Origin of the sequence: Pseudorhodoplanes sp. (assembly GCF_050250235.1) — a bacterium.
GTDB lineage: Bacteria > Pseudomonadota > Alphaproteobacteria > Rhizobiales > Xanthobacteraceae > Pseudorhodoplanes.
In genome coordinates this window covers 1-15,632 of the sequence record NZ_JBFWPA010000135.1, presented here as the reverse complement: position 1 = coordinate 15,632, position 15,632 = coordinate 1, and the positions used below count along the sequence as shown (strand labels likewise).

General features: G+C 65.0%; 14 protein-coding genes. 4 read left to right on the top strand and 10 right to left on the bottom strand.

Annotated elements, in window-relative coordinates:
• Window positions 1-143 precede the first annotated feature (143 nt).
• The gene (locus AB7F49_RS32400; RefSeq protein ID WP_428529955.1) at window positions 144-770 is read right to left on the bottom strand and encodes a TetR/AcrR family transcriptional regulator; all 627 of its coding nucleotides are present in this window, start codon (window positions 768-770) and stop codon (window positions 144-146) included.
• 233 nt (window positions 771-1,003) lie between these two features.
• Between AB7F49_RS32400 and AB7F49_RS32395 the strand changes: the two genes are divergently transcribed.
• The gene (locus tag AB7F49_RS32395) at window positions 1,004-1,963 is read left to right on the top strand and encodes a homocysteine S-methyltransferase family protein (protein ID WP_428529954.1); all 960 of its coding nucleotides are present in this window, start codon (window positions 1,004-1,006) and stop codon (window positions 1,961-1,963) included.
• Window positions 1,964-2,189: 226 nt separating this feature from the next.
• Here the strand turns inward: AB7F49_RS32395 and AB7F49_RS32390 are convergent, their stop codons facing one another.
• The 5 genes from AB7F49_RS32390 to AB7F49_RS32370 form a co-directional block, all read right to left on the bottom strand.
• Window positions 2,190-2,393: a cold-shock protein gene (locus AB7F49_RS32390; protein WP_428529956.1), complete on the bottom strand. Its 204-nt coding sequence runs from the start codon at window positions 2,391-2,393 to the stop codon at window positions 2,190-2,192.
• Window positions 2,394-2,555: 162 nt separating this feature from the next.
• Window positions 2,556-3,155 (bottom strand): GNAT family N-acetyltransferase, encoded by a 600-nt coding sequence (locus AB7F49_RS32385; RefSeq protein WP_428529953.1) that lies wholly within the window; start codon window positions 3,153-3,155, stop codon window positions 2,556-2,558.
• Window positions 3,156-3,279: 124 nt separating this feature from the next.
• Window positions 3,280-3,552 (bottom strand): 50S ribosomal protein L27, encoded by a 273-nt coding sequence (rpmA, locus tag AB7F49_RS32380; protein WP_428529952.1) that lies wholly within the window; start codon window positions 3,550-3,552, stop codon window positions 3,280-3,282.
• A gap of 162 nt (window positions 3,553-3,714) precedes the next feature.
• Window positions 3,715-4,116, bottom strand: a complete 402-nt coding sequence (gene rplU / locus AB7F49_RS32375; RefSeq protein WP_428529951.1) for a 50S ribosomal protein L21 — start codon at window positions 4,114-4,116, stop codon at window positions 3,715-3,717.
• 177 nt (window positions 4,117-4,293) lie between these two features.
• Window positions 4,294-4,914, bottom strand: a complete 621-nt coding sequence (locus tag AB7F49_RS32370) for a methyltransferase family protein (RefSeq protein ID WP_428529950.1) — start codon at window positions 4,912-4,914, stop codon at window positions 4,294-4,296.
• Window positions 4,915-5,201: 287 nt separating this feature from the next.
• Here AB7F49_RS32370 and AB7F49_RS32365 point away from each other — a divergent pair, with 287 nt between their 5' ends.
• Window positions 5,202-6,362 (top strand): hypothetical protein, encoded by a 1,161-nt coding sequence (locus AB7F49_RS32365; RefSeq protein WP_428529949.1) that lies wholly within the window; start codon window positions 5,202-5,204, stop codon window positions 6,360-6,362.
• 5 nt (window positions 6,363-6,367) lie between these two features.
• Here AB7F49_RS32365 and AB7F49_RS32360 read toward each other — a convergent pair whose 3' ends face one another.
• Window positions 6,368-7,279 carry an AraC family transcriptional regulator gene (locus AB7F49_RS32360; protein WP_428529948.1) on the bottom strand — a complete coding sequence of 304 codons (912 nt, stop codon included), beginning with the start codon at window positions 7,277-7,279 and terminating at the stop codon, window positions 6,368-6,370.
• Window positions 7,280-7,379: 100 nt separating this feature from the next.
• On the opposite strand from AB7F49_RS32360, the gene AB7F49_RS32355 reads away from it, so the two are divergent.
• A complete protein-coding gene (locus AB7F49_RS32355) occupies window positions 7,380-8,144 on the top strand; it encodes an SDR family oxidoreductase (RefSeq protein WP_428529947.1) in 765 nt (254 codons plus the stop codon).
• On the opposite strand, the gene AB7F49_RS32350 is transcribed toward AB7F49_RS32355, so the two are convergent.
• From AB7F49_RS32350 to hrpB, 3 genes are all read right to left on the bottom strand, one after another.
• Window positions 8,132-9,631, bottom strand: a complete 1,500-nt coding sequence (locus AB7F49_RS32350; protein ID WP_428529946.1) for a phosphomannomutase/phosphoglucomutase — start codon at window positions 9,629-9,631, stop codon at window positions 8,132-8,134. The genes AB7F49_RS32355 and AB7F49_RS32350 overlap by 13 nt on opposite strands.
• 109 nt (window positions 9,632-9,740) lie before the next feature.
• Window positions 9,741-10,253, bottom strand: a complete 513-nt coding sequence (locus AB7F49_RS32345; RefSeq protein ID WP_428529945.1) for a retropepsin-like aspartic protease family protein — start codon at window positions 10,251-10,253, stop codon at window positions 9,741-9,743.
• A gap of 143 nt (window positions 10,254-10,396) precedes the next feature.
• Complete coding sequence (hrpB, locus tag AB7F49_RS32340; protein ID WP_428529944.1) at window positions 10,397-12,871, bottom strand: ATP-dependent helicase HrpB; 2,475 nt, start codon at window positions 12,869-12,871, stop codon at window positions 10,397-10,399.
• A gap of 195 nt (window positions 12,872-13,066) precedes the next feature.
• Here hrpB and polA point away from each other — a divergent pair.
• Window positions 13,067-15,632, top strand: a 2,566-nt coding sequence (gene polA, locus AB7F49_RS32335; RefSeq protein WP_428529943.1) for a DNA polymerase I, incomplete at its 3' end; no start/stop codon positions are given.

The window sequence follows — 15,632 nt, the reverse complement described above, 5'->3', positions numbered from 1 at the left end:
TCCCTCGCACCACGAGCCGCCCTAACCCACCCCCTGAAAGGGGGAGGTCGACTGCCGAAGGCAGTCGGGTGGGGGTCATTCCTCTCGTGCAAGACCCCACCCCAACCCTCCCCCTTTCAGGGGGAGGGAGTCGACGGTGGCGATCATCGCGTAAACACACACCGCACGAAATCCCGATACAGCATGATCTGCTGCGACGGAATTTTGGGATCGCGCAGCGCGCGGGACAGGATCAGGGCGCCCTCGATCAGGGTTGCGGCCATGTCCGCGAGTGCGTCGAGATCGACGCCCTCGCGCGGCGGATAGGACTTCGCGATCAGGTCAAGACGCTCACGGAAGCGCCGCCGCCAGCGAAGGATGCCTTCGGCATTGAGGTCGCGAACCTCGCGATTGAACAGCTGGTCCTGATAGACGAACGATGCGGCGAGGCACCCCGGATGCACCTCGGTCATGTTCGCCATCATCTCCGCGAACAGCTTCAGCCCGACCAGGAAGCCATGCAGCGGATCCTCGTTCAACTCGTCGGCGCGATTGAACAGATCGTCCAGCACCTGCCTGTCGTGATCGAGATAGCGCAGCAAAAGCGCCTTCGCGAGCTCCGCCTTGTCCTTGAAATGATAGAAGAAGCCGCTCTTGGTGATGCCGGCGGCCGCGATCAGTTCGTCGATCGAGGTGCCGGCGAAGCCCTTGGCCAGCACGGCCTCCTCGGCGATGGCGAGCAGGCGCTCACGGGTGTCGCCGCGCTTCGGGGTTTTGGTTTCATCAAGCATGCGTGACTGTACCACGAGTCCGGTTGAGATGGCGCGACGGCCGGCCCGGCGCATTGCAGATCGTCCGTAAGGTATTGCAAGTCCGGCCTAATCGCACTTTTTGACGTGCCTGCACCATGCACCCGGTGGTCTTTGCGCGAACCTCGGCCTATCCCGGCGCGACCGAAAAGCCCGCCGGTTCGCCGCTGCCCGCGGCGCGCCGGCGTCTCGTTTCCAAAGGAAGGATTTTGACGATGGCCAAATACCGCTCCAGTTTGCCGCAACTTGGCGACAAGACGTTCCTGACCGATTCCGGGCTCGAAACCACGCTGATCTTTCATGAGGGCCTCGAACTGCCGCATTTTGCATCGATCACGCTGCACGACAGCGAAGACGGCAGGCGGCGCCTGCGCGATTATTTTCTGCAGCACATCGCGATCGCCAAGGCGCGCGGGGCCGGGTTCATTCTCGAAAGCGCGTCATGGCGCGCCAGCCCGGACTGGGGCGCGAAGCTCGGCCTTGCGACGGCGGATCTGATCGCGCTCAACCGCGAAAGCATCGCCATGCTTGCCGCGCTGCGCGATGAGCACGAGACGGCGCAATGTCCGATGCCGATCTCCGGCAATATCGGTCCGCGCGGCGACGGCTATTCCGCCGACCGCATGATGACCGGCGACGAAGCGCGACGCTATCACGCCTTCCAGTGCGATCTGTTCGCCGACACGCAGGCCGACATGATCAGTGCCTTCACCATGACGCATTCCGGCGAGGCGATCGGGATCGCGCGCGCCGCAACCGGCGTGGACATGCCGGTCGTGATCTCGTTCACCACCGAGACCGACGGCCGGCTGCCGAGCGGCGAGACCATGCGGGACGCGATCGAGAAGACCGACGACGCCACCGCCGGCGCGCCGGTCTATTACATGATCAATTGCGCGCACCCGACGCATTTCGTCGACGCCATTGAAAAGGGCGAGGCGTGGGTCACGAGGCTTCGCGGCCTGCGCGCCAATGCGTCGACGCGCAGCCACGCCGAGCTCGACAATGCGACCGATCTCGATCCCGGCGATCCGGCCGATCTCGGCCGCCGCTACGCCCATCTGCGCGGCGCGCTCGGCACCCGCTTCAACATCATGGGCGGCTGCTGCGGCACCGATCACCGGCATGTCGAGGCGATCGCGGAAGCCTGCCTGCCGGTGCGAGCGGCGGCGTAGCGAACACGCGCCATTGCGAGCCAGGGGATTCCGCGCCTTGCGCGGCCCGATGACGGGCTCCGCGAAGCAATCCATCGAGCCTGATGCACCTTGAACCAGTCGATTGCTTCGCCGCTACGCCCCTGGCAATGACGGGAAACAAAAAAGCCCGGCTGGCGCGCCGGGCTTTTCGACCTCGAAGTTTTCGGAAGCGACGGGGCTCAGGCTCGGCCGCTTTCGAAACCCATCACCGCACCTTCAGATTTTCCGCCGACTCGCGACCACGGTTGGACACGATTTCGAATTCGATCTGCTGGCCTTCATTCAGACCGGTCAGGCCCGCCCGCTGCACTGCAGAAATGTGCACGAACACATCCTTGCCGCCGCCTTGCGGCTGGATGAAGCCATAACCCTTGGTCGCGTTGAACCATTTCACGGTACCTGTAGCCACGTCTATTTCCCCAATTAACGAGATGTCCGCCGCCACGAGCGTCCGGTAGAACATCTCGCAAGGCCTTGGGTTCATACCGGAAAAGGCGGAAAATTTCCACCGGAAATGGCTCGCCGGGCGATCTCCCGCCGGGCGACGACAAGCGTTTGCGCGCCGGCACCGTCACGGCACCCGTCGAACGTCGCTCCAGCGGCGCAGCGCGGTCCACAAACCGCGATCCAGCCGGAAGCGGTCGATCGGCGCCGAGGAGTTGAGCGCGCGGATGCGGCAGAGCCCGACGCCGGTCCACTGGAAGCCGCACTTTTCCAGAATCCGGCGCGACGCCGGGTTGGTCACGCGGGCGCCGGCCTGCAGGCCGTCATGCGCAAGCTCGGTGAAAGCGAAGTCGATCAGCGCCCGCACGGCCTCGGTGCCGTAGCCTTTTCCCCAATGCTTGACACCGAGCCAATAGCCGATTTCCGGCACCGCATCGTCGTGCGTTCCAATGCCGCAGGCACCGAGCGGCGCACCGGCATGTGTCGTGATCAGAAAGGTGATGTCCCCGCGCTGCGTATTGGCCGTGGCGATGAAATCCTCGGCATCGGCGCGCGCGTAGGGATGCGGAATGCGCCTTGTATTCTCGGCGATGCGCTTGTCGTTGGCGAGCGCGGCTACCTGCTTAGCGTCCTCGAGTTTCGGCGCGCGCAGCATCAGCCGCTCGGTCTCGAGGACGGGGATACAGCCTTCCCGATAGGTTCGGGTCTCGAGTTCCAGGCAGGTCATGGTCAGGCTCCTTTGCAAAAAGTTTGAGGGGGAGCCGGTTCGCCCGTCTCCCCCTCGACTTTGGAGCCCTGATCGGTCCCCCGGGTTCGACGTGAACCGGCGGACCTCGATCGAGATTCGCCGTCTACTCTGCCGCAGCCTCCGCCATCGGTACGACGGAGATGAACGTACGGCCGTTACCTTTGGCTTTGAACTCGACGCGGCCTTCCGTGAGCGCGAACAGCGTATGGTCCTTGCCGATGCCGACATTGGCGCCGGGATGCCACGTGGTGCCGCGCTGGCGCGCGATGATGTTTCCGGGGATCGCGATCTGCCCGCCGAACAGCTTGATGCCGAGCCTGCGACCCTTGGAGTCGCGGCCGTTACGGGACGATCCGCCTGCTTTTTTGTGAGCCATGGCTCAAAATCCTTCGTTCGAAAGTCTCATAACCCGATTCCGTGACGGAATCATCTCATTTGTCGCGGTCGTTCCGGCCGAGGCGAAGCCGAGGGCCGGAATCCATAACCACCAGCCGGGGTTATGGGTCCCCGCTTTCGCGGAGACGACATCAATCTGAGCCTACGCCGCTTCGGCGTCGTCGGCTTTAGCCGGCTTTTCGGGCGGAGCCTTGCGCTCGGGCTTCGGCTTCGGACCCTTGGTCGGCTTGGCGCCGCCGGTGAGGATCTCGGAGACCCGCACCATGGTATAGTCCTGCCGGTGGCCGCGCTTGCGCCTCGAATTCTTGCGGCGCCGCTTCTTGAAGGCAATGACCTTCGGACCGCGGCTTTGCTCGACGATTTCGACCGCGACCGACGCGCCCGAAACCATCGGAGCGCCCAGTTCCGGCTTGTCTCCGCCCAGCATCAGCACATCGCCGATCTGGACGATCTGGCCCGGCTCGCCCTCGATGCGGCCGATGCGGACCACCTGGTCCTCGGCGACCGAATATTGCAGGCCGCCGGTCTTGATGACTGCGAACATCGTTTTCCCTCGTGTTCGTTACCCGGAGCTCGGACGGGCCGGACCGGCTTCTTTCAGTCTGAATCTGGGTGTCCGGCACGTGCGAAAACAGCACGAAAAGGGCCCCAGAGGGGCCCGCCGTTGGCCGGTTTATGGGGGGAAGGGGCTGCAAAGTCAAGGAAGTGCGGGGTTGCAGCCCTAGTAAAGCCGAAAAAATGGAGCCATCAGGAAGGCCTCGCGCATGAGTTCGAGGCCCTTCAGGACGGGAGCGGCCAGAAGGAACAAACTCGCGTCTCGGAACGTGCGGTTGACCAAAGCCGGCCGGACCAGCAGCGTGTCGGCGTCCTGCCATCCGCAGAAATTGGGTGCAAACCGCGGCACGCTTGCCTTGTAGTGCGCGAACTCCGCCGGAAAGCGCTTTGCCAGAGCCCGTTCTTCGTGGCTGATAACCAGTGCGAAGATGGCGATCGTCGCCGCGGCACAGACCAGCGCGAATACCGCGCTGCCGATCTGGGCGCCAAGCCCAAGCGCTGCAATCGCCGAAAACACGTAGAGCGGGTTGCGCGTCACCGAATAGGGGCCATTGGTGACCAGCCGGTTGAGCTTGTTGCCGCCGATATACATCGCGCACCACGTGCGACCGAGAATGCCGACCAGAATGAGAATGATGCCGGTGCGTTCGACGATTTCGTGCCAGGGATCGTTTTCGCGCGAGACCGGCGCAGTCGTGAGCAAAAGAAAAATCCCGAGAGCGGCGGCTGCGGCGACGATGAGTTTGCGCTGCCATTGCCGGCCGACGAGATCAAAGGTGACAGACATACGCGCGCCCCGATCCTTTCAGTCCCCGGCGCCAGATTGACAGTCAATGCGGCAAATCGTTGACGCCTTCGCGTCTGGCCATCTAGTGGTGAATTCGCTCGACGCTCTGATGCGAAGTGCGGCTGGTGCCACCTGCGGTACGCGGGATCAGCCTGCGCTGCGCGGTATCAGATCGTCTGGTTATGTGCGCGACGTCGGGATGGGTGCGCAGCGCGGCATCCACCGCGGTGAAGCGCAAGAGGGTATTGTCGGAGGCGTCGCATGCAGTCTCGTGACGGGGAGCGGCAATGAGACGTCACCTTTTGAGAGCTATCGTCGCGATCCTTGCCTTTGAGGCTTTGGCGCCGGGTTCTTCTCGGGCGCAGGCCATCCAGCCACCGGAGCGGGTCTCACCGATGTATCCTGGCGAGCAGATCGTCGACGCTGCGGGTTTTCCGGCCTTGGTCAGATTCGAAGCCGGTGCGGCAGGCACGCCGCTTGTCGTGTTCATCACCGGCGGCGGCGTGCTGGCGCGCGTTGCTTACGGTCACCCAGAAGGAAAGCCATCGGACTTTCTCGGCTATTGGCTGAGGCGCGACGGCATTCCGTTCCTCGCCATCTCCTATCCGATGGGAAATCCGGTCTTCGCCGCGGCCTATCCCGATTTCTCGATGACCGACTGGGGCGAGCAGAGCGCGGAAATTATCGCGCGGCATGTCAAGACGCATAACCTGCCGTCGCGCGTCGTCGTGCTGGGATGGAGCATGGCCGGTCGTATCGCCGAGCCGATCACGGTGTCGCTGCGCAAGCGCGGCATCGATGTCGAATTGTTCGTGGCGATGGCGGCGGCAACCGCGCTGCCGAACCTTCTTCCGGCGCTCGCCCATGTGAAGCCGCAGCCCTCCGGCCTCGCGGCTGTTGCCGGTGGCTATACCGACGCTCTGCTTCTCTACCTGAAGCAGCAGAATGCCGAAGCCGGACACACCGTGATTGACCCGGCGATTTTCCCCGCGCAGTTCATGGGCGACTATCCCGTGCGGCTCGCTGCATCCGCACTGAAGCGCGACAACGGCGTCTTCGTACCCGATCCGCTCGGCGACCAGCAGGGCACCGGCGCGTGGCAATATTCGTCGTTCCCGCCACTCGCCCTGATGACACACGAGGCGTGGGCGGACGCGCGGCACGCGCTGATGGACCGCTCGACCTGGGGCTTCTACATCTCGCAGACTTTGTCGGAGACGCGCATGTTCGCGCGCGTGAAGGATTTTTCGAAGCTGACACCGGCACAGTGGAAGAACGTCAACGATCTGATCCACGCCGCGCCGGCGCGCCTGACGATGGTGTTGCGCGGCAATCACATGTTCTTCGTCGGCGAGCCGGGTGCGAAAGCCACGGCCGAGGCGCTGAAGGAGCTTCGCCAACGCGCAGCCGTGCTGGACGCGGAGCTCGATGAGGCGACTCGACCGTAAACCGGTCAGGCCGGAGCAGGACCGCTGATTTCGCGCGCGTAGTGACTGGGCGGATGGCCGACGTAACGGCTGAACGCCGTACTGAAGGCGCTGGCCGAGCCATAACCGACCTTTTCGGCAATTTCGGCCAATCCGAGATCGCGGCGGCGAAGCAGGTCCTTCGCGAGAGCCATCCGCCATGAGAGAAGATATTCCATCGGCGGCAGGCCAACGGCGCGCGTGAAGCGATCGAAAAATACCGAGCGGGAAAGGGCTGCCAGCTTCGCCAGCTGAGCCACCGTCCATGAATGCGCGGGATCGCTGTGGATGTGCCGGATCGCGGCTGCAAGTCTCGCATCACTCAGACCGCGCAGCAGTCCGGGAGAGGCGTCTTCACGCTGTGCGGCGCGCAGCGCTTCGACAAGAAGCACCTCCACGAGCCGCGACAGGACAAGGTCGCAGCCGGATCGCCGCTCCGTCGCTTCATCAGCCAGCAAGCGCACGAGGACGGAGAGCCGATCGGCACCGCGCATGTGGATCACCGCAGGCATCAGCGAAACCAGCAACCCCGCATCGGGTGAGTCGAAGACGAAGTAGCCCCCCAGCAGCCGCACGTCCGGATCTCCCTCCGTCGTTCCGTGGCGCACATCATCCGCCGCCGGCGTCCGTCTCGGATCGATCAGCACCGGCGTGACCGGTTCGAAGCCTGAAATGACGAAGCCGGGCGTCGCCGGCAAAAACACGAAGTCGCCGGCCTGCAGCGTGAGCGGGGCCGCACCGTCGACGGCAAGCCGGCAGCCGCCGTCGATGACGGCACAGAAGCTCGGCTGACCGAAGTCGGAATAGCGGACGCCCCAGCGTCCGGCGCCACTGATGCCCTTGGTCAGGACTGTCCGCGGCCGGAGCAGGGTGATGACGTCCGACAAGGGGTCGTTCATGTTCCGGACTATCGCAAACGAAAATCGGACTTTCAATTGTAGATAGTCCGGTTCAGCCTCGATAAACGGCCCTCGATGGGATCAATCGAGGAGAGCCCCCATGAAGACCGCCCTCATTACCGGCAGTTCGTCCGGCTACGGACTGGAAACCGCACGCCTGTTTCATTCGCGTGGCTGGAACGTGGTCGCGACCATGCGGACGCCGCGGGACGATGTTCCTTTGCCCGCATCGGACCGGTTTCGCGTGATGCCGCTCGATGTCACGCAGCCGGAAAGCATCGCGAACGCGGTTGCGGCGAGCGGCCCCATCGATGTGCTCATCAACAATGCCGGCATCGGCCTGTTCGGCGCTTTCGAGGCAACGCCCATGGCGACCGTTCGCGACGTGTTCGAAACCAACACCTTCGGCGTGATGGCGGTGACGCAGGCTGTGCTGCCGCAGTTTCGCGCGCGCAGATCCGGCGTCGTCGTGAACGTGACGTCAAGCGCGACGTTGGCACCCATGCCGCTCGTGGCCGCCTACACCGCGAGCAAGGCCGCCATCGAAGGGTTCACGGGATCGCTTGCGCATGAGCTCGCACCCTTCAATGTCCACGTGAAGCTGGTGGAGCCGGGATATGGCCCGACCACGCGCTTTACCCAAAACGCGGGGACGCGCATGGCGAACACGATACCAGAGGCTTACGCACCGTTAGCGCAGACGGTCCTTGCCGCATTTGCGCAGCCGACAGCGGTGACGACCGAAGCCGATGTCGCCGAGGCGGTATGGCGCGCCGCAATCGACGAGCAGGGTCAGCTTCGGTTTGCGGCGGGTGCCGATGCCGTCGCACTGGCCGAACGGAGATCGGTTCCTCAGATCGTCTGATTGTATTCGCCCACTTCCGGATGCGTGCGCAGCACGCCGTCGACCGCTGCGAACATCTCGCGCATGCGGGCTTCGGAGGCCGGGCTTTCCACCACCACCACCAGTTCCGGCTTGTTCGACGAGGCGCGCACCAGGCCCCAGGTGCCGTCCTCCACGGTGACGCGCACGCCGTTGACGGTGACGAGATCGCGGATCGGCTGCCCCGCGACCTTGTCGCCCTTCTTCTGCGCCGCCTCGAAATGCTTCACCACCGCATCGACGATGCCGTATTTCTTTTCGTCGTCGCAATGCGGCGACATGGTCGGCGACGACCAGGTCTTCGGCAGCGCGTTCTTCAGGTCGCTCATGCTCTTGTCCGGATTGCGGTCGAGCATGTCGCAGATCGCGATCGCGGAGACGAAGCCGTCGTCATAGCCGCGGCCGAACGGCTTGTTGAAGAAGAAGTGGCCGGACTTCTCGAAGCCGACCAGCGCGCCGCTCTCGTTCACCCGGCGCTTCATGTAGGAATGGCCGGTCTTCCAGTAATCCGCCTTGGCCTTGTTCGCGATCAGCACCGGGTCGGTGGCGAACAGGCCGGTCGACTTGACGTCGACAACGAAGGTCGAGCCGGGATGCAACGCCGACATGTCGCGCGCCAGCATGACGCCGATCTTGTCGGCGAAAATCTCGTCGCCCTCGTTGTCCACCACGCCGCAGCGGTCGCCGTCGCCGTCGAAGCCGAACGCCACATCGGCACCCGAATTGATCACCGCATCGCGCATCGCGTGCAGCATCTTCATGTCTTCGGGATTCGGATTGTATTTCGGAAAGGTATGGTCGAGCTCGCAATCGAGCGGGATCACCTCGCAGCCGATCTTTTCGAGGATGTCCTGAGCAAAGGCGCCGGCGGTGCCGTTGCCGCAGGCCGCGACCACGCGCAGCTTGCGCTTGATCTTCGGCCGGTTGGTGAGGTCGGCGATATAGCGGGCCGGGAAATTGTCGATGAACTCGTAGGAGCCGCCCTCGCGGGTCTTGAACGCCGCGTTCAGCACGATCTCCTTCAGCCGGCCCATCTCGTCGGGACCGAAGGTGAGCGGCCGGTTGGCGCCCATCTTCACCCCGGTCCAGCCGTTGTCGTTGTGCGAGGCGGTGACCATCGCGACGCACGGCACGTCGAGATCGAATTGCGCGAAATACGCCATGGGCGACAGCGCGAGGCCAATGTCGCGCACCCGCATGCCGGCCGCCATCATGCCCGAGGTCAGCGCCATCTTCACCGACGCCGAATAGCCGCGAAAATCGTGGCCGGTCACGATGTCGGGTTTGACGCCCATTTCGTGCACCAGCGTGCCGATGCCCATGCCAAGCCACTGCATCCCCATGAGGTTGATTTCGCGGCCGAGCAGCCAGCGGGCGTCGTATTCGCGGAAGCCGGTGGGCTTCACCATCGGCTGCGATTCATAGGCATAGGTGTTGGGCGCAAGCTGCGGCGCGGGCTTCGGAAACATGATTGTCCTCGGAAGGGCGTCAAAATTGGCGGGAGCAATAGCCTAAACGCGGAAGGTGGGGAAATGGTTGCGCATTACGGTCATTGCGGGGCGCAGGGGAGGGCGAGGCTCAGTTCTCCAGCACCAGCTTGTTGTTGGCATATTCGAAGCGCTTCAGCCTGGTCAGATAGGACAGCCCGAGCAGGTTCTCACCGAGCCCGCGTCCCGGCACGACCAGCGCACGCACATCGCGCACCACCAGGCCGCCGATATCGACCGAGTTGAGGGTCACCGGCGCCGCGCGGACCACGCCATTCGCGGTCTGGACCGAAGATGTGAACGCGCCACGCGAAGGCCGGATGCCGAGCCGGTCGGCTTCGCGCTCGGTCAGGGCGATCACCGATGCGCCGGTATCGACCATGAACGAGACCTGCCGGCCATCGATCCGGCCATGCGCCTTGAAATGTCCGCGGTGATCGCGGCCGATGCTGACGATACGCTGGCCGGACGACGCCGGCGCGGCGGCCATTGCCGCTTTCGTGTCGGATTGTTGCGCCGAGCCGGAGGTGCCGCGATCGAGCCATCCGCCGAACAGACCGGCCGCTCCGAGCGCCAGACATGCGAAAATAATGAACGATCGCATCGGTCGAATCCATGTCGCGGTATTGCCGCGAGCAAAGCAGATGCCGGCAAACGGCGCGCTAACGGCGATCGCCCGCGCGCGGTATTGCGGACCGCATGATGAGCCGGCGCTGAATCCGATCGTTCGAATTTTAACGATCGGCCTCAGGTCCCCGCGCGCTTGGTCCTCCGCGTCGGCGGCGCATTTGCCGGATCGTCAGGCCAGGGATGCCGCGGATAGCGGCCGCGCATCTCCGCTTTCACCGCGGCATAGCTGCCGGCCCAGAAGCGCGGCAGGTCTTTCGTCACCTGCACCGGCCGGTGCGCGGGGGAGAGCAGTTCGATCACCAGCGGGATGCGGCCGCCCGCGATGGCCGGATGGTGGCCGAGCCCGAACAATTCCTGCACGCGGATGGCGATGGTCGGTCCCGCCTCGGCTTCGTAATCGATAGGGACATTGGTGCCGGTCGGCGCCTCGAAATGCGTCGGCGCTTCCGCTTCGAGCCTGCGCCGCATATTCCACGGCAGCAATTCCGTAATCGCGTTCGAGAGATCGTCGGCGCCGATGTCCTTCAGTGCCGTCTTGTCGGCGAGCAGGGGCGCGAGCCAGTCCTGCACGCTTGCGGTGAGTGCGGCGTCGGAGAGGTCCGGCCATTCCTCGCCCTCGGATGCGCGCAGGAACATGACACGGTCGCGCCATTGCGTGAGATGCTTGCTCCATGGCAGGCGGCCGATGCCGGCCTGCGCGATTGCTGCTGCAAGTGTCGCCGCATTCTCCGGCGACGGCGCGACGGTCGCGATCTGTTCGGACAGCGCAATCGCTCCGAGCTTCTTGGCCTTGCGCCCGCGCAGGCTGAGCGTTGCCGGCTCGACCGTCACCTCGTCGCGTTGCGCGATCCGATCGGCGAAGCGCGATTCGATCTCGGCCAGCGTGATGGGAGCGGCGAGCAGGATGCGCGCCTGCGCCGCCGCGCCGGACAGGTCGGCCACCACGATGAACGGCTCGCGCGCCAGCGACAGCGCGGGATCAAGCATTGCGCCGCGTCCATTCGCGAGCAGGAACGCGCCCTGTCCGCCGCCGCGATTCTTGGCGATGCGGTCGGGATAGGCGAGGGCGAGCAGCGCGCCGACGCTTGGCTCTTCACCCCTTGTTTCCGTGGAGGGTGGGGTGAGCGCCGCCCACCGTCTCGCCATTCCCCGCGCTTCGTCCGCGCGCCGCGAGCGGTCGAGTCCGAACTGATCGAGCCGGTGCGTGAGATCGACATCGTTGCCGCCAAGGCCGCGTTCGCCGACCAGCACCGCGATCTGTGCGGCCGTCTCGCCTGCACCGTCGCGCGCGGCATCGACCACCATGCGCGCCAGCCGCGGCGGCAGCGGCAGCGCGCGCAATTGCTTGCCTTCTTGAGTGATGCGGCCGTCATCGTCGAGTGCGCCGAGTTCGGTCAGCAGCTTGCGCGCTTCGGAATACGCGGCTTGCGGAGGAGGATCGAGGAAGGTGAGCGTTGCCGGATCGCTGACGCCCCATTGCGCGAGGTCGAGTGCGAAGGACGAGAGGTCGGCGGACAGAATTTCCGGCCGTGCATAGGCTTCGAGCGATGCGGTTTCCGGCTCGCTCCAGAGCCGGTAGCAGACGCCCGTTTCCGTTCGCCCGGCGCGGCCGCGGCGCTGATCGGCGGCGGCGCGCGAGACGCGCACGGTCTCGAGCCGCGTCAGCCCGGTGCCCGGCTCGAAGCGCGGGACACGGGCGAGGCCGGAATCGATGATGATTCGAACGCCCTCGATGGTGAGCGAGGTTTCGGCGATGGAGGTCGCGAGCACCACCTTGCGCCGTCCCGGCGGCGCGGGCGTAATCGCGCGATCCTGCACCTTCGCGTCAAGCGCGCCATAGAGCGCGACGACGTCGACCGCGGGATCGGTCACGCGCTCCTTCAGCAGCGTCTCGGTGCGCCGGACTTCGGCTTGTCCCGGCAGGAAGACCAGAACGGAGCCCGGATCGGCCCGCAGCGCGCGCATCACCGCGTCGGCGACCTGCGGCTCGACAGCGCTGCGCGCCTCGCGGGGCAGGTAGCGTGTCTCCACCGGATAGGCGCGGCCGAGGCTTTCGATCTGCGGCGCGTCGCCGAGCTGCTTGGCCACGCGCGCGCCGTCGATCGTGGCGGACATCACCAGCAGCTTCAGGTCCTCGCGCAGTCCCTGCTGGGCGTCGCGGGCGAAGGCGAGGCCGAGATCGGCGTCGAGCGAGCGTTCGTGGAATTCGTCGAACAGAACCGCGGCGACGCCCTTGAGTTCGGGATCGTCGAGAATCATGCGCGTAAAGATACCTTCCGTGACCACCTCGATCCGGGTGCGTTTCGAGACTTTTGAGCCGAAGCGCACCCGCAGGCCCACCGTTTCGCCGACCTTATCGCCCAGCGTCTTCGCCATCCGCTCGGCGGCGGCGCGGGCGGCGAGGCGGCGCGGCTCCAGCACGATGATTTTCTTCTCCGCGGCCCAGGGCTCGTCCATCAGCACCAGCGGCACTCGCGTGGTCTTGCCGGCACCGGGCGGCGCGACCAGCACGGCCACTGCGCGCGCGCGGAGCGCCTCAATCAGCGCCGGCAGCGCGTCGTCGATGGGCAGGGGAGAAGTGGAGGACAACATCAGCAAAGCAAAGCCACAAGCGCGCGGAACAATCCACTGTCTCCCCTCCCCTGCGAGCGCAGCGAGCGGTGGGGAGGGGTCGGGGGGCGACTTTTATTTGCCGCTATTCCCCCCACCCCGATGGAGGGTAAGTGCGAGCAGGATATCCACCGGTCTCCGTTGCCATCACGCGCCGGACGGCCCACATTCCGCCCCATGCCCGCACCGAAATCCGCCAAACCGGCCGCGAAAGCCGCCGCCAATCCCGCCCCGAAAAAGACCGCGGAGCCCGTCGGCGCGGGCGCGCTGAAGAAGGGCGACCACGTCTTCCTGGTCGACGGTTCGTCCTACATTTTCCGGGCCTATCACGCGCTGCCGCCGCTCAACCGCAAGTCGGACGGGCTGCAAGTCAATGCCGTGCTCGGCTTCTGCAACATGCTGTGGAAGCTGTTGCGCGACATGAAGCCGGAGGAGCGGCCGACGCATCTGGCCGTCATCTTCGACAAGTCCGAGAAGACCTTCCGCACCGATTTCTATCCCGACTACAAGGCGCACCGCCCGGACGCGCCGGCCGACCTGATCCCGCAATTCCCGTTGATCCGCGAGGCGGTGCATGCCTTCGACATCCCGTGTCTCGAACAGGCGGGCTACGAGGCCGACGACCTGATCGCGACCTATGCGCGGCTCGCCTGCGAGGCGGGTGCGAGCGCCACCATCGTGTCGTCCGACAAGGACCTGATGCAGCTCGTGACCGACTGCGTGATCATGTACGACACCATGAAGGACAGGAAGATCGGCATTGCCGAGGTGATCGAGAAATTCGGCGTGCCGCCGGAGAAGGTGATCGAGGTGCAGTCGCTGATCGGCGATTCCACCGACAATGTGCCGGGCGTGCCGGGCATCGGCGTCAAGACCGCGGCGCAGCTCATCGGCGAATACGGCGATCTGGAAACGCTCTTGTCGCGCGCGGGCGAGATCAAGCAGGAGAAGCGCCGCCAGACCCTGATCGACAATGCCGAACAGGCGCGTCTGTCGAAGCGGCTCGTGACGCTCGATCAGAATGTCGATCTCGACGTGCCGGTCGAAGACCTCGCGGTGCATGAGCCGGATTACAAAAAGCTGATCGCGTTCCTGAAGGCGCTGGAATTCACCACACTGACACGGCGCGTTGCGGAAGCGGCCGACATCGATGCGAGCCAGATCGAGGCGGATGCGAGATTGAGCGCCGGCGCGCCGCCGCTTCCGCCGGTGCGGCCGGAGGATGGTGCGGTGCCGGCTCCGCAAGTCGGGGTCGCATCGCAAGAGACCCCCACCCGGTACGCTGCGCGGACCACCCTCCCCCTTGCAGGGGGAGGGATGAATCGGAGCAAGGGGGGAGGGGGCGCAGCAGAGCAAGCGGTCTACACCCCCGTCTCGCTCGCCGAAGCACGTCTCGCCAAGCTGAAGGCGCTTCGCTTCGACCGCTCGAAATACGAGATCGTCCGCGATCTCGCGCGGCTGAAGGCCTGGATCGTGCGCGCCATCGATGTCGGCCAGATCGCGATCGATACGCAGACCTCTTCGCTCGATCCGATGCAGGCGACCTTATGTGGCTTCTCGCTGGCAATCACACCCAACGAGGCCTGTTACGTGCCGGTCGCGCATCGCAATGCGAGCGAAGGCGAGGGGCTGTTCGATGCCGGCCTCGTGCCGCACCAGATTCCCGAGAAAGACGCGATCGAGGCGATGCGGCCGCTATTCGAGGACAGGGGCGTTCTCAAGATCGGGCACAACCTGAAATTCGACTGGCAGATTTTCGCGCAGCGCGGCATCGACATCACGCCCTATGACGACACCATGCTGATGTCCTATGTGGTTGATTCCGGCCGCGCCTCGCATGATGTCGCTTCGCTCGCGAAACGCAATTTCGATCACGCCGTGATCGACTTCAACGAGATCACCAAGGCCGGCAAGACCCGCGTCGCCTTCGACTGCGTGCCGATCGAGCGGGCCGCCGAATATGCCGCGGAGGATGCGGACGCGACGCTGCGGCTCTGGCATGCGCTGAAGCCGCGTCTCGCCGCCGAGCACATGACCAATGTCTACCAGACGCTGGAGCGTCCGCTGATCGCGGTGCTGGGCCGCATGGAGGGCCGCGGCATTTCGATCGACCGGCAGACGCTGGCGCGGCTGTCCAGCGAATTCGCGACCGAGAGTGCGCGGCTGGAGGAGGAGGCGCAGAAGGTCGCAGGCACCCCGTTCAACCTCGGCTCGCCGAAGCAGATCGGCGACGTGCTGTTCGGCGCGATGGGATTGCCCGGCGGAACAAAGACGAAAACAGGCGCGTGGTCGACATCGGCGCAGGTGCTGGAAGAACTGGCCGAGCAGGGCCACGAGCTCCCGCAGAAAATTCTCGACTGGCGGCAGGTCTCGAAGCTGCGCTCGACCTACACCGATGCATTGCCGGAATATGTGGATCCGAAGACGCAGCGGGTGCATACGAACTACGCGCTCGCCGCGACCACGACCGGCCGCCTGTCGTCATCCGAGCCCAATTTGCAGAATATCCCGATCCGCACCGAGGCCGGGCGCAAGATCCGCAAGGCCTTCATCGCCAAACCCGGCCACAAGCTGGTCTCGGCGGATTATTCGCAGATCGAGCTGCGTCTGCTGGCGGAAGTCGCCAACGTGCCGGCGCTGCGTCAGGCATTCAAGGACGGCACCGACATTCATGCGATGACAGCCTCGGAAATGTTCGGCGTGCCGGTGAAGGACATGCCGGGCGAGGTGCGGCGGCGCGCCA